Raw genomic sequence first — 26,931 nt, forward strand, 5'->3', positions numbered from 1 at the left:
GTTCCTTGGGTCACACAGCCTTCGGGTCACGGCAGCAACCACTCGTGTTCGGCCTGTGCGGCGCTCTTCTCCGGCGGACCGGCGACGGCGCGCAGCGCCATGGCCATTTCCGCGCAGGTCACATAGCGATCGTCGGCCGACTTGGACAGCGAACGGTCGATGATGGCTTCGAGCTCCGGCGGCAGATCGGGACGGATCATGCGGATGGGATTGTGCGGCTCGGTGGCGATCTTCTGCATCAGGCGTGGCATCGAGTCGGCACGGAACGGCAGTTGACCGCATAGCAACTGATACAGGCTCACGCCCAGAGCGAATTGATCGGAGCGACCGTCGAGCGTGCGCCCTTCCAGTTGTTCCGGTGACATGAATGAAGGTGTGCCCAGGACGATTCCGGTTTTGGTTCGGCTTGTATCGGTCAGGCGTGCAATACCGAAGTCGGTGATCTTCAGCTCATCCGTTTCGGGATTGAACATTATATTAGCTGGTTTGATGTCGCGATGAACGACGTTCTGCCGGTGGGCATAGTGCAGAGCCTCGGCCACGCGGGCGACGAGCAGCATCACGGTTTTCGGCGGCAACAGCTGCTTCACGTCGGTGTGGGTGCTGAGATGATGGCCGCGCAGGTACTCCATCGCGATGTACGCGAGGCCATTGTCCTCGCCCGCATCGTAGACCGTGACGATGGCCGGGTGGTTCAACCGGCCCGCCATCTCCGCCTCGCGGAAGAAGCGCGCGCGTGCCTCGGCCAGATCGTCTTCCTCGAACTCCTCGGCCAGCGGAATCGCCTTGATCGCGACCACGCGATTGATCTTCGGATCGCGGCCCAGGTACACGATGCCCATGGCGCCCTTGCCGAGCTCGCGCTCGATTTCATAACGGCCGAGGGTGCGCTTCGAGGACCGCCCGGAGGGCGAGTCGAGCAGATCGGGCACGGTTGCTTCGTGGTCTTTCAGATCGATGGCGGGCTGTCGCGGCCGGATGGGGCGCGGCGGTTCGCGTTTGATGGGCTGCACGGGCGTGGCCGTGTCATGCGTCATCGATTCGCGGGACTCGTGCATCGACGGCCGGCGCGTTATCGGGTCGCGATTCAACGGCTCTTCACGCACGCGCGCGCGGCGCGCTTTGAGCTCTCGGTAGTTGGGATCACGCGTGGCGATGTAGCTGTATACCGCCGACGCCTTGGACAGTTGTGCGCGCCGCTCGAAGTCCATGCCCAGGTTGTAGAGCAGCTCCATGGTCGGTGCATCCAGCGCGCAGCGTTGATATGTCTCGAACGCGAGATCGAGCTGGCCCTGCTTGTGGAACGTCTGTCCGAGCGAGCGCAGGTTCGCGCCGGGATCGCGCGCGCCATCGCCCGCCCTGATGTTGGCGCGACGGATCAGCTCGCCCACCAGATACAAACCATAACTCGCGGCCAGTGCCACGCAAGGAAGTATGAAGTGCAGCCAGACCTGCGACGACCGCAACAGCATGATCTCGGTGCCGGTGAGCAGCACCATGAACAGCAGCGTGGTCATGCCGCCAATCGCGACGCCGGCGGCGGGCAGCATGAAGGCCGAGTACAGCAACACCAGTGCGACCACGCTCCATTCGATCACAGGTGCGTAGGCGGGTCGTGAATACATGTTCGCGGTCAGCGCGCTCGATACCGCACTGGCGATGGCAACCACGGGCGGCGTGGCTTTGCTCACGGGCGTCGTGACCGTGTCGTCCACGCTATCGCTGTTCATCAGTCCGATGAGCACGACCTTGTCGCGCAACTCGTCCTTCGGTACGCCGCCCGACAACACTTGCCAGTAGGGATATTGCTGAAATGCGTGCACACCGCTCGGTGGGAAGTAACGTGGCCGACTGTGCAAAGTGGAATCCAGCGCGATCTGGCGAGTTCCCAGGGTCAGCACATTGCTGGAATGGAAGATCATTTCATTGGGTGAAATGTCCAGGGCACGACCGGCAATGACGGCGGACAGCGACGGTACCAGTCCGGCGCCGAGATGAACCGCGGCGGCGTCGGTGCGCACGACGCTATCCGAGTCCGGCTGTATATATGTGTGACCGATGGCACTGGCTTCGGCGAGAAATACCGGCGCCGGCAACATCGTGATCTCGGCGCCGGCGGTGCGTTGTAACACCGATGCATCGATGGCAGGCGAGAAGCGCGCGGGAATCTGGTCGCCGTCAGTGGCGCTGTCGTTGAGACGGACATGCACCGGCAGAATGACGTTGCCGTGAGCGGCCATGGCGCGGGCGAGATGCGCATCGGGATCGCGGCCGGCGGCCGATTCGCCCAGCAGCTTGCGCAGCTGTCGGGCCTGTTCGGAATTGCCCAGGTTGCTGGACTCGAGCAGCGCGAGCGCAGCACGCACTTTTTCACGCTCGCTGGTGCGACGGGCAGTGTCGAACGGCACCGTGAATGCGACGACACGCGCGCCTTGCGCTTTCAGCTTGTCGATCAAGCTGGCATGCACATCGCGCGGCCAGGGCCACTCGCCGAGCTGAGCCAGGCTTGCATCGTCGATGGCGACGATGGCGACCTCGCGCGACGGCGTCACCTCGACCGACGTCATCATGCGGTCGTAGACAGCCGTTTCCAGCGGCTGCTCGGCGGGGGAGTAAACCCAATTGCCCACGGCAACCACCAGGGCTGCCGCCAGCCCACCGGGAAGCCAGGAGAATCGCGCCAGTTTTGCCGCCACGAATGAATACCTAAGACTTCAAAACCGAAACCGAACCGGTCGACTACCCTGGCCGAAACGAGCCTGATGGTCGCAAGACCATGTCGATCGAGGATTGTTGGCCAAGATTGTCAGTGACTTGGTTGGTACGGGCCCTAAATTGCGGCGCGAGTATAGCGAAGGACGATAGGTTAAATTGACGGTGGCGTCACACCCGCGATGCCCCCGTAGCCCCGCAAACGGCCTGAGGCAAACTCTGGAGCGCGGTGCTGCCGATCAGTTCACATCCGCCCATCGGAAATCATGGCCAAAACGAAGGAAATCTTTGTCTGCGAGCAGTGTGGTAACGAGAGCCTGCAGTGGCAGGGGCTGTGCCCGTCCTGCGGTGCCGCCGACACGCTCAAGCGCATGAGTATTAGCCGTAGCCCGCGCACCGGCGCTGAGCGGCGGCCGTTGGCGCTGGGTAGCGAGCGGCCGCGGCGACTGGTCGAGGTGTCCGAGGCGAGCGAGCCGCGGATCGCCACGGGATTGCAGGAACTGGATCGCGTCCTCGGCGGCGGCCTAGTGTTGGGTTCCGTGACCCTGCTCGGCGGCGACCCGGGCATAGGCAAGTCAACTGTGTTGCTACAAGCGGGCGATGCACTCAGCCGCGCGACATCGACGCTCTATGTCACAGGCGAAGAGTCGTTGCAGCAGGTGAGCCTGCGCGCGCGCCGGCTCGAAGTCGTCAGCGATACCTTGCAATTGCTTGCAGAAACAAACGTCGAGACCATCCTTCAGCATGCCCAGCAGTCCGGTGCGCGCGTGCTGGTCATCGACTCGATTCAAACCATGTTCGTCAACGATGTGGATTCCTCGCCGGGCTCGGCGACGCAGGTACGCGAGTCGGCCGCGGCGCTGGTGCGCTTTGCAAAGTCATCTGGCGTGTCGGTGATGATCATCGGCCACGTCACCAAGGAAGGCGTGATCGCCGGCCCGCGCATCCTCGAGCACATGGTCGATACCGTGCTTTATTTCGAGAGCGATGCCGGCAGCCGCTTCCGTCTGGTGCGCGCGGTGAAGAACCGCTTTGGCGCCGCGAATGAGGTCGGCGTATTCGCGATGACCGAGCAAGGGTTGCGTGAGGTGAAGAATCCGTCGGCGATCTTCTTGTCACAGCATCCGCAGCCCGTGGCGGGCAGCGCGGTGATGGTGGCGCGTGAAGGCAGCCGGCCGATGTTGATCGAAGTGCAGTCGCTGACCGATGAAGCGCAGGGCATGAATCCGCGTCGGGTCGCCGTGGGGCTGGAGGCGAACCGACTCGCGCTGCTGCTCGCGGTCTTGCATCGACACGGCGGCGTCTCGACGGCGGGCCGCGACGTGTTTCTAAACGTCGTCGGCGGCGTGCGCATTTCAGAGACCGCCGCGGATCTGCCGGCGGTGTTGGCCTCTGTGTCGAGCGTGCGCGACAAGCCGCTCGCGCCGCGACTGGTGTGCTTCGGCGAGCTGGGCCTGGCAGGTGAGGTGAGGCCGGTGCCTTACGGCGAAGAGCGTCTGCGCGAGGCCGCGAAACATGGCTTCGAGCGCGCCATCGTGCCGGAAGCGAACAAGCCGCGCCGTGAGATCGAGGGCCTGGAAGTCATCGGCGTCGAACGCCTCGATCAGGCGTTACGCAGCGCCTTTTGATTGTTCGAGCGGCGCGCCGATCGTGCGGATGCGCGCGGTCTTCACGCTGTTCTCCGCCGTCTGGAGAATCTCCACGGACAGATTGCCGAGCTTCAGCCCGGTGCCCGGCTGCGGAATCGTTTCCAGATATTCCAGGATCAGGCCGTTCAAGGTGCGCGGGCCATCGGTGGGCAAGTCCCAGCCGAGCGTGCGATTCAGCACACGGATGCTGATGGCGCCATTGATCACGAAGCTGCCGTCGGCGTCGCGATGGATGTCCTGATGTAACGCACCCGGTGCGCTCGTGAAGTCCCCGACGACTTCCTCGAGAATGTCCTCGAGTGTCACCAGGCCGCGGATGTCGCCGTACTCATCGACGACCAGGGCGATGCGCCGGCGATCGCGCTGGAAGTTCAACAGCTGCACGCTGAGCGTCGTGCCCTCGGGCACGAAGTAACCCTCGCGCTCGCGGGCCAGTTGTAACAACCGCTCGCGCGTCAGCTCGCTGTGCGCCAGGGCATGCGCGACCTTTTTCATGTGCATGATGCCGATGATGTTGTCGAGATTGTTCTCGCACACCGGCAGGCGGGTATGAGGAGTGGAGCGCAGCGTGTCGATGATGGTGTCCCAGTCATCGGCGATATCGATGTACGCGATCTCGCTGCGCGGGATCATGATGTCGTCGACCTTCATGGAGTCGAGGTCGAGCAATTTATCGGTGAGGCGGCGGCGGGGATTGTCTGGCGGCCACGGCATCTGCTGCTTGCGACGAGGCTTGGCGGGAGCGCGCATGAAAGTGCGGCCCACGAAGAACCCGATGGCCGCGGCCGCGAGGACCGCGAGGACCAACGTGCTCACCCAACCGATCGCATGCAGACTCAAATCCGTTCCTCAACCCCAGTGCCGGCCCAGAATGGTTTCCAGCACGATTTTGGAACCGAAGTAGGCCAGCCCGAGCAGGGCGAAGCCGCTCAACGTCCAGTTCCGCGCGACCCGTCCGCGCCAGCCGAAGCGCCAGCGACCGAACAGCAACACAGCGAAAACGATCCACGCGAGACAGGACAGCACTGTCTTGTGAATGAGGTGCTGCGCGAACAGGTCACGCACGAAGATGAAGCCACTGAACAGCGCGAGCGTCAGCACCGCGAAGCCAGCCCCGAGCGCCTGGAAGGTCGCCGATTCGAGCGCTTCCATCGAGGGCAGGATCGTGAGCATGCCGAGCGGTTGACGCCTGCGCAGTCGCCGGTCGAGCAGCGCCAGCGCGATGGCGAGTGCCACGGCGATGGTCAGAAGCGCATAAGCCAACGTCGAGAGCACGATGTGCACGGCGATTTCCCAGCTCTGCTGTTCGAGCGCGTAGCCGGCGTTGCCTTCCACGGTGGTCGCCGCGACCACACCCGCGATGGCCATGAGAATGGAGCTGATGCCGGCGAAGCGCGGCCGCGACCACGTGAGGATCAGCGCGATGAGGCCCGTGGGCCAGCCGATGAGCGAGGCTGTCTCGGCGACGGTGAAGGCCAGCTCGGGTTTGGCGAACACGCTCTGCCAGAGCAAGGATGCGTGGAGCGTGACGGCGATGGCCCCCAGTCCCAGGCCCGCGATCCGACGGCCACGCGCGGCGTTCTCGTCGGCGCGGTAAACGCTCGAAGCGAGCCATGCGGCGCAAGCCAGATAGCAAGCGAGGACGACGATGGACAGCACTGAGGTCGGGGACTCAGAAGGGATGACGGCTAGATGATAGCGGATCGCAGTTGGCCGGGTGGGGCAGTCGGCTGCCCCTCGGACGCCTCTTGGTCTTACACTAACGCCCAATCCCCAACTTCAGCCTGCCAATTTCATGTTCGACAAACTGACTGAACGCCTGCAAGGCGTCATGGAGAGCCTGCGCGGTCGCGGGCGCCTCACCGAGGAGAACATTGCCGACACGCTGCGCCAGGTGCGCATGGCGTTGCTGGAGGCGGACGTCGCCCTGCCGGTGGTGAAGGGCTTCGTCGACACCATCCGCGCCAAGGTGGTCGGGCAGGAGTTCGACAAGAGCCTGACGCCGGGCCAGATGCTGGTGAAGCTCATCCATGATGAGCTGATCGCGCTGATGGGCGCGGGCGTCCGGCCACTGAACCTGCGCGCGCAGCCGCCCGTGGTCATCCTGCTCGCGGGCCTGCAGGGCGCGGGTAAAACCACGTCAGCCGGCAAGCTCGCCAAGTGGCTGAAGGAGAACGAGCGCAAGAAGGTGCTGCTCGCCAGTACTGACGTTTACCGTCCCGCGGCCATCCTGCAGCTGGAACGGCTGGCGGCGCAGTTGGACGTCGCGTTCTTCCCGTCCGATCCCAAGAAGCCCGCCGTGACGCTGGCGAAAGAAGCGGTGGCCGAGGCGAAGCAGTCGCTGTACGACGTGCTGATCGTCGACACCGCCGGTCGCCTGCACGTCGATGACGAGATGATGGTCGAGATCAAGGAGATCGCCGGCGCGGTTTCCCCCACGGAAACCCTGTTCGTGGTCGACAGCATGGCGGGCCAGGACGCGGTGAACGCGGCCAAGGCCTTCGGCGCGGCGCTGACGCTGACCGGTGTCGTGCTCACGAAAACCGACGGCGACGCGCGCGGTGGCGCGGCCTTGTCGGTCCGGCAGATCACCGGTGCGCCGATTCTTTTCATGGGTACCGGTGAAAAGACCGACGCCCTGGAGCCGTTCCACGCCGAGCGCGTGGCTTCGCGCATCCTCGGCATGGGCGACGTGCTGTCGCTGGTCGAAAAGGTCACCCAGAACGTCGACCGCGAGCAGGCCGAAAAGCTGGCCCGCAAGCTGAAGAAGGGCAAGGATTTCGACCTGGAGGACCTGCACGATCAGCTGCAGCAGGTCGAAAAAATGGGCGGTTTGAGCGCGCTCATGGACAAGCTGCCGGCGCAGCTGGCCGGCAAGGCCGCGCAGATGCCCCAGGGCAATGAGAAGGAGATCAAGCGCCAGCTGGCCATGATCCGCTCCATGACCCGGGGCGAGCGGCGCTACCCCAAAACCATCGATGCCTCCCGCAAACGCCGCATCGCGGCCGGCTCGGGCGTGCATGTGTCGGAGATCAATAAGCTCCTGAAAAATCACATGCAAATGCAGAAGATGATGAAAACCTTCTCGAAGGGCGGCGGGTTGCGCCGGCTGATGAGCGCGTTCGGCGGGGGCGGATTCCCGAGGCCTCACTAGCCGGGCCAGTGCTCGCCCGCGGCGAGCACTGGCCAGGAAATGACGAGCCCAGCCGAGGCGCCTATTGGTAGGTCACCTCGGACGGCGCCAGTCATCGAGGTCTGCCAGGCCGGCGCCAGAGCTGGGACCCTTCCAACAAGGACCTGTTTTCAGTATAGTTCGCGCCCTTTTCCGGGAGCCCCGTGCCCGGACGCCCGGCTTTACGTATTGATTTCGAGGCTTTAGCACATGGTCACGATCCGGCTCACCCGTCGTGGGGCGAAGAAGACGCCCTTCTATCACATCGTCGTCACCGACAGCCGCATGCGTCAGGGCGGCACGACCCTGGAACAGGTCGGCTTTTTCAACCCGATTCCGACCGGCAAGCAGCGCCGCCTGGAGCTGAAGCTGGACCGCGTCGACTATTGGGTCGGCAAGGGCGCCAAGCCGTCCGAGCGGGTCGCCGAGCTGGTCAAGACGCATCGCAAGCAGGCCGTCGCGGCCTGATCTGACCGCTGCGGGCGCCGCCCCGGGTTGCGACTATGGGCGACGCGAAGACTGAAGACCGCTGGGTCGTGCTGGGCAAGATCGGCGGCGCATTCGGCGTGCAGGGCTGGGTCCGGATTACTTCGTACACCGACCCGCCCGACAACATTCTGGAATACGACCACTGGCACCTGCGCCGGGCCGGGCAGTGGGAAGTGGTCGAAGTCGAAGACGGGCGGATGACCGCCAAAGGTGTGCAGGCCAAGCTGGCCGGCATCGATTCTCCGGAAGAGGCCCGCTTGCAGACCGGCATCGAGATTGCGGTCCTGCGCAGCGAGCTGCCGCCGACGGCGCCCGGAGAGTTTTACTGGAGCGATCTGGAAGGACTGGAAGCGCTGACCCCGAGCGGTGAACTGCTCGGTCGCGTGGACCACTTCCGCAATACGCCGGGTGGCGATATCGCGGTGGTGAAGGGTGTCAAGGAGCACTGGATTCCGTTCGTGAAGGACCGGATCGTCAAGGTCGACCTGGATGCCGGGCGCATCGTGTTCGACTGGGGCGTGGACTGGCTGGACGATTGAGTTCGGGACGATGCGCATCGAAGTGGTGACGCTGTTTCCGGAGTTCGTGGCCGAAGCAGTTCGAGTGGGTGTACTGGGTCGCGCCATCGAGCGCGGCACCGTGGCGGTGAACGCCACCACCCCGCGCGAATTCGCGACCGACGCGCACAAGTCCGTCGACGACCGTCCTTACGGGGGCGGGCCGGGGATGGTGATGACGATCGAGCCGGCGCGGACCTCGATACGAGCCGCGAAGGCGCGCTTGCCCGAAGGCAGTCGCAGTGTCTATCTGGCCGCCGATGGAGCGCCGTTGACGCATGCGAAGGCGCAGGAGCTGGCGAAGCTGCCGGGCCTGATGCTGCTGGCGGGGCGCTACGAAGGCGTCGATGAGCGACTGATTCAGTCGGAGATCGACGAGTGCGTGTCCATCGGCGACTACGTGTTGTCGGGTGGTGAGCTGCCGGCGCTGGTGCTGATCGACGCGGTGGTCAGGTTGCTGCCGGGCGTGCTGGGCGATGAGGCCTCGGCGCTCGAGGATTCGTTCGTCGCCGGGCTGCTCGACTGGCCGCACTACACGCGGCCGGAAGTGTTCGAAGGGCAGGCAGTGCCCGCGGTGCTGGTCGGTGGCAATCATGCCGCGATCCGCCGCTGGCGCGAGATGCAGGCGCTCGGGCGCACCTGGCTGCGGCGGCCGGACTTGATCGAGAAACTGGCGCTGACGGCCGAACAGCAGCGCTTATTGAAAGAATTTTTGGCGGAACGCCCAACGTCGCAGACGGGGTCTCCGCCGCCGGTTTGATTTTTGGATGGGTACGACCATGAACATCATCGAAAAGCTCGAGAGCGAAGCCAGCGGCAAAGAAATTCCGGACTTCTCGCCCGGCGACACCGTCGTCGTGGAAGTGAAGGTGAAGGAAGGCGACCGCGAGCGCGTGCAGGCCTATGAAGGCGTCGTGATCGCCCGTCGCAACCGCGGCTTCAACTCGTCTTTCACCGTGCGCAAGATTTCGCACGGCGAAGGCGTGGAGCGCGTGTTCCAGACCTACAGCCCGTCCATCGGCGCCATCACCGTGAAGCGTCGCGGTAACGTGCGTCGCGCCAAGCTGTACTACCTGCGCGATCTGACCGGCAAGGCCGCGCGCATCGAAGAGAAGGTCTGACCGGCCTGGATTGCAGCGCTGGCGTGGGTGCAAAACTACACGCCAGCCGTTCGCTCCCATCCAAGTTGGCCGCGCGCCTCACGCGCGGCTAACTGCTCGGTCTCCCGGCTGGTTAAACTGTGTCTCCCCTGCAGGAGACACGATGTCCACCTCTCTGCCCCGCCTGCTGTTCAGCTTGCTCGCGACCTGTTGCGCGACAGCTGCGGTCGCCAGTCCCGCGACCGACAAGGTCCTGCAGAACGTTCGTCTGCCCGGCGGCTTTCAGCTCGAGGTCTACGCCGACAACGTGCCGGCCGCGCGCTCCATGGCGCTGGGCGCGCAGGGCACCCTGTTCGTCGGCACCCGTGGCACGACGGTCTATTCCATCAGCGGCTCGCCTGGGACGGGTCTCAAACCCACCGTTCGCGTGCTCGCGGACAAGCTGAACATGCCGAATGGCGTGGCCTTCCGTGATGGTTCGCTGTACGTCGCCGAGGTCAATCGCATCCTGCGCTACGACGGCATCGAGTCGTCGCTGACCAGCGTGCCCGCGCCCAAAGTGGTGCGCGACGATCTGCCGAAAGATCGTCATCACGGCTGGAAGTACATCGCGTTCGGACCCGACGGCAAGCTGTACGTGCCCATCGGCGCGCCCTGCAATGTTTGTAACGAGCCGAAGTACGCCGTCATCACTCGCATGAACGCCGACGGCTCGGGTCACGAAGTGTTTGCCCGCGGCATTCGTAACAGCGTCGGTTTCACCTGGCATCCGGTCAGCAAGGAGCTCTGGTTCACCGACAACGGCCGCGATTATCTGGGTGACGATTCACCGCCGTGCGAGTTGAACGTCGCGCCGCGCGCCGGCCTGGATTTCGGCTTTCCTTATTGTCATGGCAAGGACACCAAGGATCCCGAGTTCGGCAAGCTCGGCGACTGCGCGCACATGACGCCGCCGGTACAGACATTGGGCGCGCACGTCGCGCCGCTGGGCGTGAAGTTCTACACCGGCAGCGCGTTTCCCGAGAAATATCGCAATCAGGTTTTCATCGCCGAACACGGCTCCTGGAACCGCAGCAAGAAGAGCGGTTATCGTCTCACCCTGGTGCGCCTCGACGGCGACAGGGCGATCAGCTACGAGCCGTTCGCGACCGGATTCAATCAGGGCGACACCGTGTTCGGCCGCCCCGTCGACTTGCTGGTGCTCGAGGACGGCTCGATGCTGATCTCCGACGACAGCGCCGGCGCCATCTACCGACTGACTTACTCCGCGACTTAACGGCTGCTCCATGAAAGCGATCGCTTCCATTTTAGGTTACATCTGGCGCGGCCTCGATGGCGTGCGCAAGGTGCTGCACCTCATCGTGTTGCTGGTGTTGTTTCTGACGATCGGGGCGGCGCTGTCGCCGAGCATTCCCATCATTCCTCACAAGGCGGCGCTGGTGATCGCGCCGCAGGGCGCGCTGGTCGAACAGCTGGCCGGCGATCCGTTCGAACGCGCGGTCGCGGAGGCTTACGGGCAGGGCCGTCCTGAAACATTGCTGCGCGATCTGGTCGATGTCATCGATACGGCCACCAAGGACAAGCGCATCGAGTTGATGGTGCTCGACCTGAGCGGCATGAGCGGCGGCGGCATCGCGAAGATGCAGGAACTGGCCACGTCGATTCAGCGTTTCCGGGCGGCGGGCAAGAAGGTGTACGCGTACGGCGAAAGTTACGATCAGGCGCAGTACTACCTGGCCGCGCAGGCCGATGAGATCTATCTCGATCCGCATGGCCTGGTGCTGATCGAGGGCTTTGGTTATTACCGGACGTTCCTGAAAGGCGTGGTCGACAAGCTGGCGGTGGACGTGAACATCTTCAAGGCCGGCAAGTTCAAGTCATACACGGATCAATTCAGCCGCGCCGACATGTCGGAGCAGGAAGAGCAGGAGAGCATGGCGTGGTTGAACGCGCTGTGGGCTCAGTATCAGGAGGGTGTCACCAAGGCGCGCGGCCTGGATGCGGGCGCGATCGCCGCTTATGCGAATGAGTACGCCGAGATCGCCAAGGCCCATCGCGGCGACCTGGCCACGGCGGCGCTCGAAAAGAATCTGGTGACCGAGCTGAAGTCGCGCCGGGAGTTCGAGGATCAGATCAAGGCGCTGGTCGGCGAGGACAAGGACGATCATTCGTTCAACGGCGTGATGAACTGGGATTATCTGACTGCGGCCCGCTCCAGCGAGTCGCTCATCGAAGGCGATCACATCGGCGTCGTGGTGGCCTCGGGCGAGATCCTCGACGGCGCGCAGCCGCCGGGCACGATCGGTTCGGATTCGACGTCACGGCTGTTGCGTGATGCGCTGTATGACGACAAGGTCAAGGCGGTGGTGCTGCGAATCGACAGCCCCGGCGGCAGCATGCTCGCGTCGGAAGTCATTCGTCGCGAGGTCGATGCCTTGCGCCAGGCCGGCAAGCCGGTGATCGCGTCGATGAGCAGCACAGCGGCGTCGGGCGGTTATTACATCGCCATGGATGCAGATGAGATCTGGGCCAGCCCCGCGACGCTCACGGGCTCGATCGGCGTGTTCGCGGTGTTTCCAACCATCGAGCGTACGCTCGAAAAATTCGGCGTGACCATCGATGGCGTCGGCACGACGCCGTACGCCGGCTCGTTGCGCCTCGATCGCACGTTGAACGATGGCGCCAAAGAGATCCTGCAGAACTCCATCGATCATGCCTACAGCGTGTTCGTGAACAACGTGGCGACGGCTCGTGAGAAGTCTTTCGAGGACATCGATGAGGTCGCGCAGGGCCGGGTGTGGGCTGGCGTGGACGCGGCTCAACACGGCCTCGTCGATAAGCTCGGCTCGTACAAGGACGCGCTGGATTCCGCCGCGGAGAAGGCGGGCCTGGGCAAGGACTACAAGGTTCATTACATCGAGCCGCCGATGGGCTGGCGTCAGGCGCTGGCGATGCGTTCGCAAGCACTGGCGGCGCGCATCACCAGGGCGCTCGTGCCGGAACATGATTTGTTCGCCAACGCGCGCCGGGTTCTGGCGCCGCTGGAAGCGGAGCTGGCGCGCCTGGCGCGGTTCAATGATCCGCAGAATGTGTACTACTACTGCCCGTGCTCGGCGCCATGAGCTGAATGTTTTCTCTCCCTTCGGGGGAGAAGACGAGGGACGGTTGCTCAGTCCCTTGAGTCGCCCTCATCGATAGAAGATATGGTTGCCAATCCTGGCAACCATTTTCTTCGAGCTTGCCCAGTACGGCTGCACGCTCGTCGCGTGGTAGAACAGCGCGTCCGGTACCACCGGCTCGTAGTAGCCGTGATACACCGTCGTCGCGACGTCCATCGCCTGCTTCCAGGCCGGGCTCCCTGACTCCAGCCGCAGTTTGAACGCCGTCCACGAGAAGTGGGCGACGAGCCGCTGTCGTAACGGATCCCAGCGCGTGTCGTGCACCACCTCGCAGATCGTATCGGGGAAGTACGGCGACGCGAGTCGGTTCATGGTCACTTCCGCGACCGCGTACTGCCCTTGCAGCGTTTCACCGCGCGCCTCGAAATAAATGTTCTCGGCGAGACAATGAATCTCCCGGGCCCGTTCCTTGGCGGCGTCGACGCGTGAGCCGTCGATGGTCGATCGTGCGCTATACGCGAAGTAAACGATCAGGCCGACCACCAGAAACGGCACGCTGAGGATCGCGAAGAAGGCGAGGTCTCCCTGCTCGCGAAGCAGCCAATACAGGGTCCATCTGCGCCGGCGCAGGATGATCCAGGCGCGGGCGTCGTAGAACAACGATCTGAGCATCGGGTCGGTTCAGCGGCCGAACGTCACAGCAGGCCGTCGAGGCGCTCCAGGTCGTTGATCATTCGCCACCGTCCGCCGGCTTTCTCGACACGCTGCCGCCACGTGTCCACGCGTGCCAGATATTCGCGTGGATCGTAGTTGTCCGAGCGCAGCTTCGTCACATTGAGGGCCACGACTTCGAAGCCCTTCAGGTCGAACGGCACGTCGCGCACGTAGCCTTTCTCGAGGTCTTCCTTCAGATCCGAGAAGATCAGGATGGCCTTGCGGCCGGAGTTTTTCTCGTTGAGGAACTCGATGCCCTGGAGCAGCCCGCCGGTGATGTCCGTGTAGCTCGCCGCCTGCGAGTGTTCGACGAACACCTTGATCGCATCGGCGAAGGCGCGCTTCTGCACGTTTGCAGTACTGGGCCGATCGTCGAACGTCGCCTTGGCGATGATGTCCTTTTCACTGAAACTGCCGGTGTCGATGCGGGCCACCGCGAACGAGTCGGTCGGCTGCAGTTTGGTGAGCGTGTACAGAATGATGCTCTGAGCTTTCTTCAGTTCTTCGTTGTACGTGCCCGAGGTGTCGAGCAGCAGGTACACGCCTGTGTTACGAGGCGCAGTCGGCGCGCAGCCGCCGACCAGCAGTGCCGTCAGGACCAGGATGAGCCTTTTCATGTCTGGACCTCCTGGACGGGAGCCGGCGCTTCTTGAGCGCGTGCCTCGGTGGCTGCGGCTTTCGCTCGGTTTTCCAGCCACAAGGGCACGAACAGCGGCAGGTCGTAGAGGCGCTCGAGCAACTTGCCGATGTGCAGGAACGAGTTGCTGAGCACGCGGAAGATCAGCGCCACCGCTCTCAACAGACCGATGCCGCAGATCCCGAGCACGGTGCGCGATGAGTGCACGAACGTCTCGAACGGAATCGCTACGAACGTCAGCGCGAACGGCAGGATGAAGCCCATGCCCATCTGCGCGGCCGTCGTGATCCACAGGAACTCGTTCTTCAATCCGCCATTGTCTTCACCCCGCAGCAGCGCGCCGGTCGCCAGTTCGTCCTGAAGCAGCACTTCGCGCATGTAGGCCAGACCCGCCTCGACGCTGGCGAGCAATGTCAGCAGACAGAACGTGATCCAGATCATGCGCACGCGCATCTTGTCGGGCAGCGCGGCGATGACAGGAAACAACCGTGTGATACGCAGGGATTCCATCAGGAACAGACCCATCGAGATCTCGACCATGATGATCACGAGGGCGGCGATGTCGGCGGTCCGGAACGTGCCGATATAACTGGTGCCACCCACCATTTCCGACATGGGGCGGGCAATCAGCGAGAAGTTGATGGCCGCACCGCCGATCGCGATCATCAGCACCAGTCCCGAGACGAAGAACTGCACCACCGATGACGAGGACAGCGTCGATACGGCGTGGTCGTGGCCGCGCACGATGTCCTGATAATCCTGCATGTGCCGATCGATGGCATTGGACCGGTTCAGCAGACTCTCGACGGACGCCATCACGCGATCGAGCGTTTCTTTGATGACGCGCCACTCCGGCATCATCTTGCGCAGGAGGCCATGTCGCTCGGCGCTCGCCTCGCGATAGGTATCCATCGCTTCTTTGTGAGCTTTGACCAGCGACTTGTGGATGTCTTCGAGGATGGCGCCCGCGCCGTTCTTGCCTTCCATCTTGGCGACCGCATCGACCGCGCGCACCCAGCCCGGCGCTTCCGGCGGCACGTCGACGGCGGCCTGATGGTCTTCATCGATGCGCCGGATCGACTCGCTCAGCGCACGATGCAGCGTGGGATAGTTGGACAGATCCTTGCGCACGCTCTCGCTGATGCGCTCGAACTCACGTTCGATGATCCGTTCCTTCGCTTCGCGTCCGGCCGCCAGCAACACGTCGCGGTTGCGGGTCGCGAGCCTCGATTCGAGGTGGGTGGTCGAGTGAGAGGCCAGTCGCAGGCCGCGCGCGATCGCGCTGGTCGCCGTACGAATCGCCTGATGGGCCGTATCTCGCGCCAGGAACAGTACGAAGACTGCCACGATGAATAGGATCAGTAGGGAGAGAGTGGGCCAGGGTGTGAATTCGAGAACCGCGCTCAAGGACATAGCTTTCCCCTTGCAATGGGAGTCCGGCGCGGCACCCTGAATGAGGGTGCCGCTAGCAGTCTGAATTCGGCTGAACGGGGCGGGTGGATGCCGCCTGAATGAATGGGCCTGAAGAATTTAGACGCAGGTCTCAGGCCGCGAGACCTGCGCCGTTCAGATTTTCGTTCAGGCGGTTTCCCAGTCCAGCACCACTTTGCCCGACTGGCCCGCGCCCATGATTTCGAAGCCGCGCCGATAGTCGGCGATCGGCAGGCGATGGGTGATGATGGGTCGGACGTTCAGGCCGCTCTGGAGCATGGCGGCCATCTTGTACCAGGTCTCGAACATCTGGCGGCCGTAGATGCCCTTGATGGTGAGGCCCTTGAACACGACCTCGTTCCAGTCGATGGCGACCTCGGTCGAGGGAATGCCCAGCATCGCCAGGCTGCCGCCGTGATGTAACGTGCGCAGCATGCTGCGAATGGCGGAGGCATTGCCGGACATTTCCAGGCCGACGTCGAAGCCTTCCTGCATGCCGAGCTGTTTCATCGCATCGTCGAGGGAATCGCGCGTGACGTTCAGCGCCAGCGTCGCGCCCATCTTGCGGGCCAGGTCGAGACGATAGTCGTTCACGTCGGTGATCACGACGTTGCGCGCGCCGATGAAACGAACGATGGCAACCGCCATGATGCCGATTGGGCCGGCGCCGGTGATCAGCACGTCCTCGCCGACGACATCGAACGCCAGTGCCGTGTGCACGGCGTTGCCGAGCGGATCCAGAATGGACGCGATCTCATCGTCGATGGCGGCCGGCAGCTTGAACGCGTTGAAGGCCGGAATGACGACGTAGTCGGCAAACGAGCCCTGGCGATTCACGCCGACGCCGAGAGTGTTGCGGCACAGATGGCGACGGCCGGCGCGACAGTTGCGGCAGTAGCCGCAAGTGATATGGCCTTCGCCCGAGACCCGATCGCCCGGTTTGAAACCCTGCACTTCGCTGCCGACTTCGACCACTTCACCGCTGTACTCGTGGCCCACCGCCATCGGTACAGGAATGGTCTTCTGGGCCCAGGCGTCCCAGTTGTAGATGTGCATGTCGGTGCCGCAGATCGCGGTCCGCTTCACGCGGATCATCACATCGTTTGGGCCGACGGTCGGCTTGGGAATGTCTTGCAGTTCGATGCCGACAGCCGCATGGGCTTTGACTAGTGCGCGCATGATTGTTTGCTTGGGTTTGGATTGAAATAATTATCGAATGACGCCGAGTTCTTTGCCTACTGCGGTGAATGCGGCCACGGCTTTGTCCAGCTGTTGGGTGGTATGAGCCGCCGACATCTGGGTGCGGATCCGCGCCTTACCGTGCGGGACCACTGGGAATGAGAATCCGATGACATAGACCCCGTGATCGAGCAGCCGCTGCGCGAACTCGGACGCGACCTTTGCATCGCCGAGCATGACCGGAATGATGGGATGTTCGCCCGGCACCAGATTGAAGCCGGCCGCGCTCATCTGTTTGCGGAAGTGCGCCGAATTTTCCCAAAGGCGAGAGCGCAGCTTGTCGTCGGCTTCGAGCAGATCGAGCACCCGCAGGCTCGCGGCGGCGATGAATGGCGGGATGCTGTTGGAGAACAGGTAGGGGCGCGAGCGCTGCCGCAGCCAGGTGATGATTTCCTTGCGGCCCGACGTGTAGCCGCCAGCCGCGCCGCCGAGCGCCTTGCCGAGCGTGCCGGTGATGATATCGACGCGATCCATCACGCCGCGCAACTCATGCGTGCCGCGCCCGCGCTCACCGACAAAGCCCACTGAGTGCGAGTCATCGACCATCACGAGCGCATCGTAACGATCAGCCAGATCGCAGATCTCCTTCAAGCGGGCGATCACCCCGTCCATCGAGAACACGCCGTCGGTGGCGATGAGGCGCACGCGGCAGTTCGCGGCTTCTTTCAGGCGGGTTTCCAGCTCGTCCAGATCGTTGTTGGCGTAACGAAAACGCTGCGCTTTGCACAGCCGGATGCCATCGATGATGCTGGCGTGATTCAGAGAGTCGCTGATGACCGCGTCCTGCTCGTCGAGCAGGGTTTCGAACAAGCCGCCGTTGGCGTCGAAACAGGACGAATACAGAATGGTGTCGTCGGTGCCCAGAAAGCGGCTCAAACGTTCTTCCAGATCCTTGTGGATCTGGTGCGTGCCGCAGATGAAGCGCACCGACGCCATGCCGTAACCGTAGCGATCCAGCGCCAGCCGGGCGGCTTCGCGCACCGAGGCGTGATTGGCGAGGCCCAGATAGTTGTTGGCGCACAGGTTCAGGACCTCTTCGCCGCCGACCACCCGCACCGACGAGCTCTGCGGCGAGCTCAGCACGCGCTCCGGCTTGAACAGGCCTTGGGCGCGCAGTTGTTCCGTTTCCGCCGTCAGTCGCTGAAAAAAATCGCGCTTCACATGGACCTCACTACCCCTGTTCAGGGCGCGGATTGTGCCACTGTGCGGATGACGGCTAGCAGGTCAGCTAGGTTCCGCGGCTTGGAGTACAGCTTTATGGAACCGTGAATACAGGTCTGTAGTGCGGGATTATCCGGGGGCGCCCTTGCTCCACTGCGCCACGGCGGAATGCAGCACGTCGATGGGCACCGGCCCCGATCTCAACACCAGATCGTGGTAGAGCCGAACGTCGAAGCGGCCGGCCATTTTCTGGCGCGCGGCCTCGCGGGCGGCGCGGATTTCAGTTGCGCCGACCATGAAGCTGCAGGCCTGGCCGGGATAGACACAGTAACGATCGATCTCACGCTCGGTGGACAGCTGCCGTTCGCCCGCGTTCTCGACCATCCAATTGACCGCTTGCTCGCGCGTCCAGCGATGATGATGAATGCCGGTATCGACGACGATGCGAGCCGCGCGGAACAATTCCGATTGCAGCAGCCCGATCCGGCCCGCCGCGTTCTTCTCATAAATGCCCAGCTCATCGGCCACGCGCTCGGCGTACAGCGCCCAGCCTTCGGTGTAAGCGGAGAAGCGCACCAGTCGACGGAACAACGACAGTTCGCCCGCCGATCGCAACACGCTGAACTGGAAGTGATGTCCTGGAATGCCTTCGTGATGAGTCAGTGTCGGCAGACGCCACAAAGGCAGCTCGGCCGGCGATTTCAAATTAAGCGAGAACGTGCCGGGCGCGCCGCCGACGCCGTCGCTGTAGAACGCACCCGGCGCGCCATTCTCGATGGCGATTGGAATGCGCTTCACCAGCAGCTCGTCCTTCGGAATCGTCTTGAAGCCCTTCGGCAGCAGCGCACGAATCGCAGCGATGTCGTCACGTGCGGCGGCGAGCAACTGCTCACGTCCGGCATCGGTCTCCGGCACGAGGAAGCGAGGATCGGCATCCAGTGCTTTGATGCGCTCGCCGATGGGGCCTTTCTTCAGTCCTTGTTCCCGCAGGCTGCGATCGAGCTGCGCGGAAATGTCGGCAACGAGTTGCAGGCCGCGCTTGTGTAAATCGCCCGGCGCGATCCGGGTCGTCGTGTTCGAGAGCACGGACGCCGCGTAGTAAGCGTCGCCGTCGGGAAGTGCCCAAACGCCCGCGGATGTTTTTGCTTTCGGCGCGAGTGCGCGCAACGCATCCATCTGCCTTGTGAGTGCAGGCACGATCTGAGATCGGAATATTTCTTCCGCGCGCGGCCCGAGGTCGCCGAGCTTCTTCGCTCGGGCACGCTCGACGGCCGGGCCGATCATCGCGGTTCGAGCCGGTGGCGTCGCTTGCAAGGTCCGGATCTGATCGAGCGTTCTGGTGATTACGAAGCTGGGAGGAATCACACCGATGCCGGCGTCGTGACGAATCCTCTCGGTCTCCTGATCCAGCGCGCGTGCCACTGCGCTCATGCGCGAGAAATAGGCATCGACATCCGGTGCGGACTCGAGCGGATGACGCGAGCCGAGGAATTCCGGCAGCCAATAATAGGTGCCGTTCATCTGGCTGACCGGATACGGACTCGGTCGCAGATCGATATCCATGGTGCCGTAGCGGCCGGTTAGATCTTTCAGCGACGAATACACGAATACGCCGGTGTCGTAGTCGAGCCGGGCGCCGGCCCCGAGCCTGGTGCGATCGATCCGGGCAAGCTCGCTCAGTGCCCGGCTCGCCGATTCATGATCCTTCGCGGTGGCGGCCAGCGAGCGGTCGTCGAGCCTGGAGCGAAGCTCGGCATTGGCGCCGACATCGAATTCATATTGTGTCGCTTGTTCCGGGCTGCGCCGCAGATACTCCTCTGCCAACCGTTGCAGGAGAACATCGAGCGCGGGGGACGTGCCATTGGCTGCGAACGCGGGCAGCCCGCTGACAGCTGCAAGGCTGGCTCCGACGGCGGCGCGGAGTAGAGTGCGGCGGTTCATACATGTCCTCTGGTCGAAAGCGGCCAAGGCCCTTTCGACACGTCCGCCAAAAGGCGCGACTTTTGTCGGACTGCAGCTTACCCACTCCCGCCCGGGCCGGCCATGCGGGTACCAGCTAAGTTCGTTGCGAATCGAACAATTGCGCGACCCGGTGTCGTTGCGGTTCGTTCAAATGCAGTCCCAGCTTGGTCCGGCGCCAGAGTATGTCCTCGCCGCTACGGGCCCATTCATTGGCGATCAGATAGTCGATCTCGGCCTGGGTGAGGCCGGCGCCATAGTGCTCGCCCAGGTCCAGCATGGCTTGCGCCTTGCCGAGAATTTTCCCGACGCGCGTTCCGTACGCGTGCGCCAGCCGATTCGCCGTCGCCGCGGGCAGGAACGGCCAGCGTTTGTGGACGCCTTCGGCGAAGGCGGCAAAGTCCGCGCGCGGCAGGTCGCCGCCGGGCAGGGCCGCCTTATCGGTCCACTCACGATCGCTGCTGTTCAAATGGGGCTGCAGTTTTTCCAGCGCGCTTTCAGCCAGCCGGCGATAGGTCGTGATCTTGCCGCCGAACACGGATAGCACGGGCGGAGCGTCGGGCGTCGTTTCCGTCAGTTCGAGTTTGTAATCGCGGGTGACTTTGGAGGCGTTCTTCGATTCGTCATCCGACAGCGGCCGCACGCCGGCGTAACTCCATTTCACATCCGCGGGCGAGATGTGCTTGCGGAAGTAACTGTTGACGGTACTGCACAGATACAACACTTCTTCGGACGAGATGCTGACCCTGGTCGCATCGCCCGTGAACGGCACGTCGGTGGTGCCGACCAGCGTGAACTGATCCTGGTAGGGAATCGTGAATACGATGCGCCCGTCGGGATTCTGCAGCATGAAGGCGTGCTCGCCGTTGTATAGCCGAGGCACGACGATGTGACTGCCCTTGACCAGGCGCACGTGCGCTTCGTTATCCATCGCTGGAAAACCTTTGAGCACTTCCTGCACCCAGGGACCCGCGGCATTGACGATGGCGCGAGCATGCACCTGTGTGGTCTGGCTGCTCTTCACGTCTTGAAGGGTCGCTAGCCATTGCGAGTTGTCGACCTTCGCGGAGATGAAGCGTGTGCGCGTGCGAATCGACGCGCCACGCAGCGCTGCATCGAGCGCATTCAACACGACCAGCCGGCTGTCATCGACCCAGCAATCGGAATAAGAGAAGCCGTGATCCAGTCCGGGGCGCAAGGCGCCGTACTGACCGTTGGCCAGTCGCACGCCGCGTGACGCGGGCAGAATCTTTCGACCGCCGATGTGATCGTAAAAGAACAGGCCGAGACGCATCAGCCAGCGCGGCCGCAGCTCAGGCACGTGCGGCAGGATGAATTGCATGGGCCGGATGATGTGAGGTGCGATGCGCAGCAGCCGCTCGCGTTCCATCAATGCTTCGCGGACCAGCCGGAACTCGAAAAACTCCAGGTAACGCAGGCCGCCGTGAATCAGCTTGGTGCTGGCGGAGGAGGTGGCCGAAGCCAGATCGGCCTGTTCGACCAGCATGACTTTCAAGCCGCGCCCGGCCGCGTCGCGCGCGATGCCGGCGCCGTTGATTCCGCCACCGACGATGAGCAGATCGACGGCCGTCGCGGTCATGTGCTCAAGCCCAAGAGATAAAACCTCTGGTAATCGAAGCCACCCGGGTACATGGAAGTGCCCCGCCGCTTGCGGCGGCGAGAGGTGACAGTCACGCCTGTTGCCGAATCGCACGCGGGTCGCGGCAGGATGCCCGATCCCGCGTACGATGTGTATGCCCGTTCGTGCACCTGCGTTACGTGAACGGCGTACACTGCCTTCATGAGCGACGACAAGGCCTCCGGGGATCAGACCGGATTACGCATCGACAAATGGCTGTGGTTTGCCCGGCTGTTCAAGAGCCGTTCGCAGGCGACGGACGCGGTCGCGGGTGGCCTGGTGCATGTGAATGGCGATCGCGTGAAGCCCTCGCGTGTCGTGCATGTCGATGACAGGTTGCATATCACCAAGGACGAGACGCGGCTCGAAATCATCGTGCGGGGCATGCCGGTGCGGCGCGGCCCCGCGCCCGAAGCCCGGCTGCATTATGAAGAGACGCCCGGGAGCATCGCGGCGCGAGAGCTGCAGCGGGAGCGCAATCGACTCGCGGCCCCGGCGCCGGACGGCCGGCCCGATAAGCACTCCCGTCGAATCCTGCGCGATCTGCGTCGAGGCTAGCCCGGCGGCGCCTTGCTGAACGAGCCGCCTTCGCGACCCGCCATCACGGCCTGAATTTCGGCGACGATGGCCAGCGCAATCGCTTCCGGCGAGCGTGCACCAATATCGAGCCCGATCGGTCCATACAAGCGACCGCTGAGCCGGGCCGCTTGGTCGCCGAGCTCATGTAACAAGCGAATGCGTCGGGGCGCCGGGCCGAGCAAGCCCACATACGGAATCGAGCTGTCCGCGAGTGCCGCGAGATACGCTTGATCCGACAGCAGGTGATGACTCATCACGACCGCGGCGTCGTACTGCCCGACCTGCAATTCCTGTGGCAACTCGGCTGAGGGTTTGAGTGCAACCCGTCGGGCTCGTGGAAAGCGCTCCGCGACGGCGTAGGCCGGTCGGTGATCGAGCACAGTGACTTGCCAGTTCATCAGGCCGGCGATCTCCACGAGCGGCATGGCATCCGGCCCCGCGCCGAGCAGCAGCAGGCGCGGCGGCAGTTCGATCGGCACGACCAGAAAGGTCGCATTGTCCGCCTCGACCACCCGGCTCGACGGCCCGGCACCACGCGGCGTCGATATCTCCATCGCGGCGGCCACTGGCGCCGGCACCGAATGTTTGTTCTGAGTCCAGAACGCCGCGCCCAAAGGAAATTTCGGATTGCCCGACTGCGTGACCACGACGAAGCTCGCCTCGGTTTGATCGAAGCGGCACCGCGACGCGAACTGGAACGGCTGATAGTCGTTGGCGGGCTCCAGCCGGCTCAACAGGATGGTCATCGCGCCTTCGCACCCCAGGCCGATGCCCCAGATCACGTCGTCCGAGCTGCGCGTGTCGTAATGAACCGTTTCCGGCTCGCCGCTCTGGAGCACGGTCCGCGCGCGCTCCATGAGGTCCGCTTCCAGACAACCGCCGCTCAGCAGGCCGGCGACGCGTCCATCGCCGGCGATCAGCATCTGGGCGCCGGCCTTGCGATAGGTCGAACCCAGAGTCTGCGCGACGGTGGCGAGCACCAGCGGCTCGCCGCGGTCGACGTAGTGGCGAAAGAAGTCGTCGGCGGCGACGCCGCTGTGGATCAGGCCTGGCTGAGTCATGGCTGGGATTGGAACTGTCGCGACTGACAATCATCCCAGCTTCGTGGCGGCCGTGCATGCAAAACGGCACGCAATGCTTGCCTGATCCAGCAAGATTTCACACAGCAGTATGGCGCGGGATGCTGGCAATTCTGCACACACGCGCAGTTCCTGCATGGCCGGTACGCGCTTACAATGACTCGCCGAACCGATGGGGGAGATGACCAGCAATGCCGGGGCCCGAACCGCAGACCAGCACGCCAGCCTCTGACGTTGCTCTGATCGACGTCCTGCCTCAGCACCGGTTCGATGAAGCCCCCCTGTGGCAATACCTGCAGCAGCACCTCGAGGATTTCTCGACCCCGGCGCGGCTGCGCCAGTTTCAAGGCGGCCAATCCAACCCGACTTATCTGATCGAGACTCCGACCCGGAAGTTCGTGCTACGGAAGAAGCCGCCGGGCAAGCTGTTGCCATCGGCGCATCTGATCGAGCGCGAATATCGCATTCTGCGCGCGCTGCCCGATACGGATGTCCCCGTGCCTCGCGCGCGCCTGCTTTGCGAAGACCCGAGCATCATCGGCACGCCGTTCTATGTGATGGATCATGTCGAGGGTCGCGTGATCACCGGCGTGCATCTGCCGAATCTGACGCCGGCGGACCGCCGCGCAATTTACACCGACTACGCACGCGTCGCCGCCAGGCTGCATGGGGTCGACTACAAGGCCTGCGGCTTGAGCGATTTCGGCAAGCCGGAGGGATACGTCGCGCGCCAGCTGGATCGCTGGACCAAACAGTATCTGGCGTCGCAGACCGAACAGAACGCCGACATGAACGAGTTGATGGCGTGGCTCGGCGCGCATCTGCCGGCGAGCGATGAGACGGCGATCGTTCATGGCGACTACCGGATCGGCAACACGATTCTGCATCCCACGGAGCCGCGCATCATCGCGGTGCTGGATTGGGAGCTGGCGACCCTCGGTCATCCGCTCAGCGATCTGGCGTATGCCTGCATGTTCTATCGCATCCCGCCCAGCGATACCGGCGGCGGTGGGCTCGCCGGTCTCGACATCGCGGCGCTGGGCATTCCAGATGAGCAGGAGTTCCTGAGCCTGTACTGCAAGTACTCCGGTCGCGAGCACATCGCCGACTGGCCGTTCTTCCTGGCGTTTGCCTATTTCCGCATGGCTGCGATCACGCAAGGCGTGTACGCGCGAGCCCTGCAGGGCAATGCCGCCGATCGACGCGCCATCAAATATGGTGAGCATGCCAAGGCCTTCGCCGCCGCCGGTCGCGAGATGACACGCCGGGCGGGCTGACGAGCGCCGCTGTTTTGGAGAGAACTCATATGTCCGCACCACTGAATTCAGACCAGACCCTGGCCGCGTTCCGTCGCGACACTCGCGCGTGGCTGGAGGCGAATTGTCCTGCCGAGATGCGTCAGCCCATTGTCGATGAATACGATGTTTGCTGGGGCGGCCGGCGCGCCCAGTTCAAGAACGACGCGCAGCGTGTGTGGCTGGAGAAGATGGCCGAGCGCGGCTGGACCGTGCCCGAGTGGCCCAAGCAGTACGGCGGTGGCGGCCTGAGCAAAGACGAAGCGCGCGTGCTGCGTGAAGAGATGGCGGCGCTGAAATGCCGTCCGCCGCTCACTTCATTCGGCATCTCGATGCTCGGCCCCGCGCTGTTGAAGTATGGCAACGAGAAACAAAAGAGCGAACACATTCCGAAGATCGTGCGCGGTGAGATTCGCTGGTGCCAGGGCTATTCCGAGCCGGGCGCCGGTTCCGACCTCGCCTCGCTGAAGACGCGCGCCGAGGACCAGGGCGATCACTTCCTGGTCAACGGCTCGAAGATCTGGACCAGCTATGGCGACCAGGCCGACTGGATCTTTTGTCTGGTGCGCACCAGCTTCACCGGCAAGAAACAGGAAGGCATCAGCTTCGTGCTGTTCGACATGGAGTCGCCCGGCGTCAGCACCCGTCCGATCCGTTTGATTTCCGGTTATTCGCCGTTCACCCAGACGTTCTTCGACAACGTCAAAGTGCCCAAGGAGAACCTGCTCGGTGAATTGAACAAGGGCTGGACCATCGCCAAGTATCTGCTCACACACGAAAGGAACATGATCGGAGGCATGGGCACGCAGCGGGTCACGCCGCTCAGCCAGCTTGCGATCAGGAACCTCGGTCTAACTGCAGGTCGTCTCTCCGAGCCTGCGTTACGTACCGATATCGCGCGCTTCGAGATGGACGCGCTCGCGTTCGCACTCACCATGAACCGCGTGACCGATGAGGCGAAGGCGGGCAACGAAACGGGCGCGATGTCATCGATGCTGAAGTACTACGGCACCGAGCTCAACAAGCGCCGCGCCGAGCTGACCATGTCGGTGGCCGGCAGTGAAGGGCTGAAGTTCGGGGACGCGCACAGCGAGGAGCAACTGGCCGCGATGTGGTTGCGGACCAAGGCCAACTCCATCGAGGGCGGCACGTCGGAAATTCAACTCAATATCATCGCCAAGAACGTGCTGCGTCTGCCGGGCGCCTGACGCGGAGGATGAATTCATGACTCTGGTACTCACTGACGATCAATTGATGTTCCGTGACGCCGCGAAGCGCTTTGCCGCCGAGCGCACGCCGGTCTCACAACTGCGCAAGCTGCGCGACGATCTGGACCTGGACGGTTTCAGTCGACCGGTCTGGAAGGAAATGGCCGAGATGGGCTGGGCCGGCGTGCTCGTGCCCGAGGAGAACGGCGGCGTGGGCTTCGGCTTCGTCGGCGCGGGGCTGATTGCGACCGAGATCGGCCGCAATCTCAGCGCAACGCCGTTGCTGTCGAGCGCCGTGCTGGCCGTGGCCGCTCTGTTACGTGGCGGTACGCCCGCGCAGAAAGAAACATTGCTGCCCGCCATCGCCGGCGGCGATCTGCTGATCGCGTTCGCAAGCGATGAATGCGTGCGTCATACGCCGTATCACATCGCCACCCGCTGCACGGGCAAGTACAAGTTGAGTGGCCGGAAGCTGCACGTACTCGACGGCCACGTCGCGGACCGGTTGATCGTCAGCGCGCGCACGTCGGGCGACATCGGCTCGCGCGACGGCATCACGTTGTTCCTGGTCGATCCGAAGGCCAGCGGCGTCACGATCACGCGCTCATCGATGGTCGACAGCCGTAACAGCGCGGTCATCGATCTGCGTGACGTGGTGGTGGGCGAAGCCGACGTCATCGGCACCTTCGATAAGGGCGCGATCGTTCTGGACGCCGTGCTCGATGCGGGCCGTGCGGTGTTGTCGGCGGAATTACTAGGCGTCGCCGAGGAAGCCTTCGAGCGCACGTTGACTTACTTGCGCGAGCGCGAGCAGTTCGGCGTGAAGATCGGCACCTTCCAGGCGCTCCAACATCGTGCGGCTCACCTGTTCTGCGAGATCGAATTGGTGCGTTCGGTGGTGCTGCGAACCCTGCAGGCGCTGGATGCTCAGGAGCCGACGGCATCATCGCTCGTGTGTCTCGCCAAGGCCAAAGCCAGCGATGTCGCGCGCATTGCGACCAATGAAGCGGTGCAGATGCACGGTGGTATCGGTATGACCGACGAATTCGACATCGGATTCTTCATGAAGCGCGCTCGCGCCGCCGCGGAAACGTTCGGCGATCAGTACTACCACACCGATCGCTTCGCTCAATTGTCTGGTTATTGAGGCCTGTCTGGAAACAGGAGTTGGCAGGCTATTCGCATGACATAG

General features: G+C 63.5%; 23 protein-coding genes. 12 read left to right on the forward strand and 11 right to left on the reverse strand.

From position 1 onward, the window contains the following. Window positions 1-26: 26 nt before the first annotated feature. A complete protein-coding gene (locus EKO19_RS39505) occupies window positions 27-2,696 on the reverse strand; it encodes a CHASE2 domain-containing serine/threonine-protein kinase (protein ID WP_157995273.1) in 2,670 nt (889 codons plus the stop codon). A gap of 282 nt (window positions 2,697-2,978) precedes the next feature. Between EKO19_RS39505 and radA the strand changes: the two genes are divergently transcribed. Beyond that, window positions 2,979-4,340 (forward strand): DNA repair protein RadA, encoded by a 1,362-nt coding sequence (gene radA / locus EKO19_RS15415; RefSeq protein WP_129777253.1) that lies wholly within the window; start codon window positions 2,979-2,981, stop codon window positions 4,338-4,340. Here the strand turns inward: radA and EKO19_RS15420 are convergent. Further along, window positions 4,323-5,201: a transporter associated domain-containing protein gene (locus EKO19_RS15420; protein ID WP_157995274.1), complete on the reverse strand. Its 879-nt coding sequence runs from the start codon at window positions 5,199-5,201 to the stop codon at window positions 4,323-4,325. The genes radA and EKO19_RS15420 overlap by 18 nt on opposite strands. A 9-nt stretch (window positions 5,202-5,210) precedes the next feature. Then, on the reverse strand, window positions 5,211-6,020 hold the full coding sequence (locus EKO19_RS15425) for a cytochrome C assembly family protein (RefSeq protein ID WP_129777255.1): 810 nt from the start codon (window positions 6,018-6,020) through the stop codon (window positions 5,211-5,213). 136 nt (window positions 6,021-6,156) lie between these two features. On the opposite strand from EKO19_RS15425, the gene ffh reads away from it, so the two are divergent. The 7 genes from ffh (at window position 6,157) to sppA (ending at window position 12,801) form a co-directional block, all read left to right on the forward strand. Beyond that, window positions 6,157-7,515, forward strand: coding sequence for a signal recognition particle protein (gene ffh / locus EKO19_RS15430; protein WP_129777256.1), 1,359 nt, complete (start codon window positions 6,157-6,159; stop codon window positions 7,513-7,515). 228 nt (window positions 7,516-7,743) lie between these two features. After that, window positions 7,744-8,001 carry a 30S ribosomal protein S16 gene (rpsP, locus tag EKO19_RS15435; RefSeq protein WP_129642843.1) on the forward strand — a complete coding sequence of 86 codons (258 nt, stop codon included), beginning with the start codon at window positions 7,744-7,746 and terminating at the stop codon, window positions 7,999-8,001. 35 nt (window positions 8,002-8,036) lie between these two features. Continuing rightward, window positions 8,037-8,561 carry a ribosome maturation factor RimM gene (gene rimM / locus EKO19_RS15440; RefSeq protein WP_129777257.1) on the forward strand — a complete coding sequence of 175 codons (525 nt, stop codon included), beginning with the start codon at window positions 8,037-8,039 and terminating at the stop codon, window positions 8,559-8,561. 10 nt (window positions 8,562-8,571) lie between these two features. Further along, window positions 8,572-9,339, forward strand: coding sequence for a tRNA (guanosine(37)-N1)-methyltransferase TrmD (trmD, locus tag EKO19_RS15445; protein WP_129777258.1), 768 nt, complete (start codon window positions 8,572-8,574; stop codon window positions 9,337-9,339). A 19-nt stretch (window positions 9,340-9,358) separates the two neighbouring features. Continuing rightward, window positions 9,359-9,700 (forward strand): 50S ribosomal protein L19, encoded by a 342-nt coding sequence (gene rplS / locus EKO19_RS15450; protein ID WP_129777259.1) that lies wholly within the window; start codon window positions 9,359-9,361, stop codon window positions 9,698-9,700. Window positions 9,701-9,842: 142 nt separating this feature from the next. Then, window positions 9,843-10,955, forward strand: coding sequence for a PQQ-dependent sugar dehydrogenase (locus EKO19_RS15455; protein WP_129777260.1), 1,113 nt, complete (start codon window positions 9,843-9,845; stop codon window positions 10,953-10,955). Window positions 10,956-10,965: 10 nt separating this feature from the next. After that, window positions 10,966-12,801: a signal peptide peptidase SppA gene (sppA, locus tag EKO19_RS15460; RefSeq protein ID WP_129777261.1), complete on the forward strand. Its 1,836-nt coding sequence runs from the start codon at window positions 10,966-10,968 to the stop codon at window positions 12,799-12,801. A 66-nt stretch (window positions 12,802-12,867) separates the two neighbouring features. On the opposite strand, the gene EKO19_RS15465 is transcribed toward sppA, so the two are convergent. The 7 genes from EKO19_RS15465 to glpD form a co-directional block, all read right to left on the reverse strand. Then, window positions 12,868-13,470, reverse strand: coding sequence for a cell wall hydrolase (locus EKO19_RS15465; protein ID WP_129777262.1), 603 nt, complete (start codon window positions 13,468-13,470; stop codon window positions 12,868-12,870). 23 nt (window positions 13,471-13,493) lie between these two features. After that, window positions 13,494-14,129: a vWA domain-containing protein gene (locus EKO19_RS15470; RefSeq protein WP_175597061.1), complete on the reverse strand. Its 636-nt coding sequence runs from the start codon at window positions 14,127-14,129 to the stop codon at window positions 13,494-13,496. Further along, entirely contained in the window at window positions 14,126-15,496 is a 1,371-nt protein-coding gene (locus tag EKO19_RS15475; protein ID WP_129777263.1) for a hypothetical protein, read from the reverse strand. The genes EKO19_RS15470 and EKO19_RS15475 overlap by 4 nt, the downstream gene beginning before the upstream one ends. Before the next feature lie 231 nt (window positions 15,497-15,727). Next, on the reverse strand, window positions 15,728-16,759 hold the full coding sequence (gene tdh, locus EKO19_RS15480) for an L-threonine 3-dehydrogenase (protein WP_129777264.1): 1,032 nt from the start codon (window positions 16,757-16,759) through the stop codon (window positions 15,728-15,730). A gap of 30 nt (window positions 16,760-16,789) precedes the next feature. Beyond that, window positions 16,790-17,980, reverse strand: a complete 1,191-nt coding sequence (locus EKO19_RS15485; RefSeq protein ID WP_129777265.1) for a glycine C-acetyltransferase — start codon at window positions 17,978-17,980, stop codon at window positions 16,790-16,792. A gap of 129 nt (window positions 17,981-18,109) precedes the next feature. Further along, window positions 18,110-19,921: a DUF885 domain-containing protein gene (locus EKO19_RS15490; protein WP_129777266.1), complete on the reverse strand. Its 1,812-nt coding sequence runs from the start codon at window positions 19,919-19,921 to the stop codon at window positions 18,110-18,112. A 115-nt stretch (window positions 19,922-20,036) separates the two neighbouring features. Continuing rightward, on the reverse strand, window positions 20,037-21,539 hold the full coding sequence (glpD, locus tag EKO19_RS15495) for a glycerol-3-phosphate dehydrogenase (RefSeq protein ID WP_129777267.1): 1,503 nt from the start codon (window positions 21,537-21,539) through the stop codon (window positions 20,037-20,039). A 201-nt stretch (window positions 21,540-21,740) separates the two neighbouring features. Here glpD and EKO19_RS39510 point away from each other — a divergent pair, with 201 nt between their 5' ends. Then, window positions 21,741-22,136: an RNA-binding S4 domain-containing protein gene (locus EKO19_RS39510; RefSeq protein WP_129777268.1), complete on the forward strand. Its 396-nt coding sequence runs from the start codon at window positions 21,741-21,743 to the stop codon at window positions 22,134-22,136. Here the strand turns inward: EKO19_RS39510 and EKO19_RS15505 are convergent. Continuing rightward, window positions 22,133-23,218 (reverse strand): XdhC family protein, encoded by a 1,086-nt coding sequence (locus EKO19_RS15505; RefSeq protein WP_129777269.1) that lies wholly within the window; start codon window positions 23,216-23,218, stop codon window positions 22,133-22,135. The genes EKO19_RS39510 and EKO19_RS15505 overlap by 4 nt on opposite strands. A 209-nt stretch (window positions 23,219-23,427) precedes the next feature. On the opposite strand from EKO19_RS15505, the gene EKO19_RS15510 reads away from it, so the two are divergent. From EKO19_RS15510 to EKO19_RS15520, 3 genes are read left to right on the forward strand one after another with little or no spacing between them, the layout of a single operon-like run. After that, window positions 23,428-24,513 (forward strand): phosphotransferase, encoded by a 1,086-nt coding sequence (locus EKO19_RS15510; protein WP_129777270.1) that lies wholly within the window; start codon window positions 23,428-23,430, stop codon window positions 24,511-24,513. A gap of 29 nt (window positions 24,514-24,542) precedes the next feature. Beyond that, window positions 24,543-25,739 (forward strand): acyl-CoA dehydrogenase family protein, encoded by a 1,197-nt coding sequence (locus tag EKO19_RS15515; RefSeq protein WP_129777271.1) that lies wholly within the window; start codon window positions 24,543-24,545, stop codon window positions 25,737-25,739. A 16-nt stretch (window positions 25,740-25,755) separates the two neighbouring features. Further along, window positions 25,756-26,886 carry an acyl-CoA dehydrogenase family protein gene (locus EKO19_RS15520; protein ID WP_129777272.1) on the forward strand — a complete coding sequence of 377 codons (1,131 nt, stop codon included), beginning with the start codon at window positions 25,756-25,758 and terminating at the stop codon, window positions 26,884-26,886. Window positions 26,887-26,931 lie beyond the last annotated feature (45 nt).

The sequence above is a fragment of the Peristeroidobacter soli genome, assembly GCF_004138485.1.
Classification (GTDB): domain Bacteria; phylum Pseudomonadota; class Gammaproteobacteria; order Steroidobacterales; family Steroidobacteraceae; genus Steroidobacter; species Steroidobacter soli.

What these genes read in the sequence shown, in the direction of transcription:
- rimM (WP_129777257.1), top strand. Translation starts at nt 8,037, where the DNA reads ATGGGCGACGCGAAGACTGAAGACCGCTGGGTCGTGCTGGGCAAGATC.
- EKO19_RS15510 (WP_129777270.1), top strand. Translation starts at nt 23,428, where the DNA reads ATGCCGGGGCCCGAACCGCAGACCAGCACGCCAGCCTCTGACGTTGCT.
- trmD (WP_129777258.1), top strand. Translation starts at nt 8,572, where the DNA reads ATGCGCATCGAAGTGGTGACGCTGTTTCCGGAGTTCGTGGCCGAAGCA.
- tdh (WP_129777264.1), bottom strand. Translation starts at nt 16,759, where the DNA reads ATGCGCGCACTAGTCAAAGCCCATGCGGCTGTCGGCATCGAACTGCAA.
- EKO19_RS15505 (WP_129777269.1), bottom strand. Translation starts at nt 23,218, where the DNA reads ATGACTCAGCCAGGCCTGATCCACAGCGGCGTCGCCGCCGACGACTTC.
- EKO19_RS15470 (WP_175597061.1), bottom strand. Translation starts at nt 14,129, where the DNA reads ATGAAAAGGCTCATCCTGGTCCTGACGGCACTGCTGGTCGGCGGCTGC.
- glpD (WP_129777267.1), bottom strand. Translation starts at nt 21,539, where the DNA reads ATGACCGCGACGGCCGTCGATCTGCTCATCGTCGGTGGCGGAATCAAC.
- rplS (WP_129777259.1), top strand. Translation starts at nt 9,359, where the DNA reads ATGAACATCATCGAAAAGCTCGAGAGCGAAGCCAGCGGCAAAGAAATT.
- sppA (WP_129777261.1), top strand. Translation starts at nt 10,966, where the DNA reads ATGAAAGCGATCGCTTCCATTTTAGGTTACATCTGGCGCGGCCTCGAT.
- rpsP (WP_129642843.1), top strand. Translation starts at nt 7,744, where the DNA reads ATGGTCACGATCCGGCTCACCCGTCGTGGGGCGAAGAAGACGCCCTTC.
- EKO19_RS15520 (WP_129777272.1), top strand. Translation starts at nt 25,756, where the DNA reads ATGACTCTGGTACTCACTGACGATCAATTGATGTTCCGTGACGCCGCG.
- EKO19_RS39510 (WP_129777268.1), top strand. Translation starts at nt 21,741, where the DNA reads ATGAGCGACGACAAGGCCTCCGGGGATCAGACCGGATTACGCATCGAC.
- ffh (WP_129777256.1), top strand. Translation starts at nt 6,157, where the DNA reads ATGTTCGACAAACTGACTGAACGCCTGCAAGGCGTCATGGAGAGCCTG.
- EKO19_RS15515 (WP_129777271.1), top strand. Translation starts at nt 24,543, where the DNA reads ATGTCCGCACCACTGAATTCAGACCAGACCCTGGCCGCGTTCCGTCGC.
- EKO19_RS15490 (WP_129777266.1), bottom strand. Translation starts at nt 19,921, where the DNA reads ATGAACCGCCGCACTCTACTCCGCGCCGCCGTCGGAGCCAGCCTTGCA.
- EKO19_RS15455 (WP_129777260.1), top strand. Translation starts at nt 9,843, where the DNA reads ATGTCCACCTCTCTGCCCCGCCTGCTGTTCAGCTTGCTCGCGACCTGT.
- radA (WP_129777253.1), top strand. Translation starts at nt 2,979, where the DNA reads ATGGCCAAAACGAAGGAAATCTTTGTCTGCGAGCAGTGTGGTAACGAG.
- EKO19_RS15465 (WP_129777262.1), bottom strand. Translation starts at nt 13,470, where the DNA reads ATGCTCAGATCGTTGTTCTACGACGCCCGCGCCTGGATCATCCTGCGC.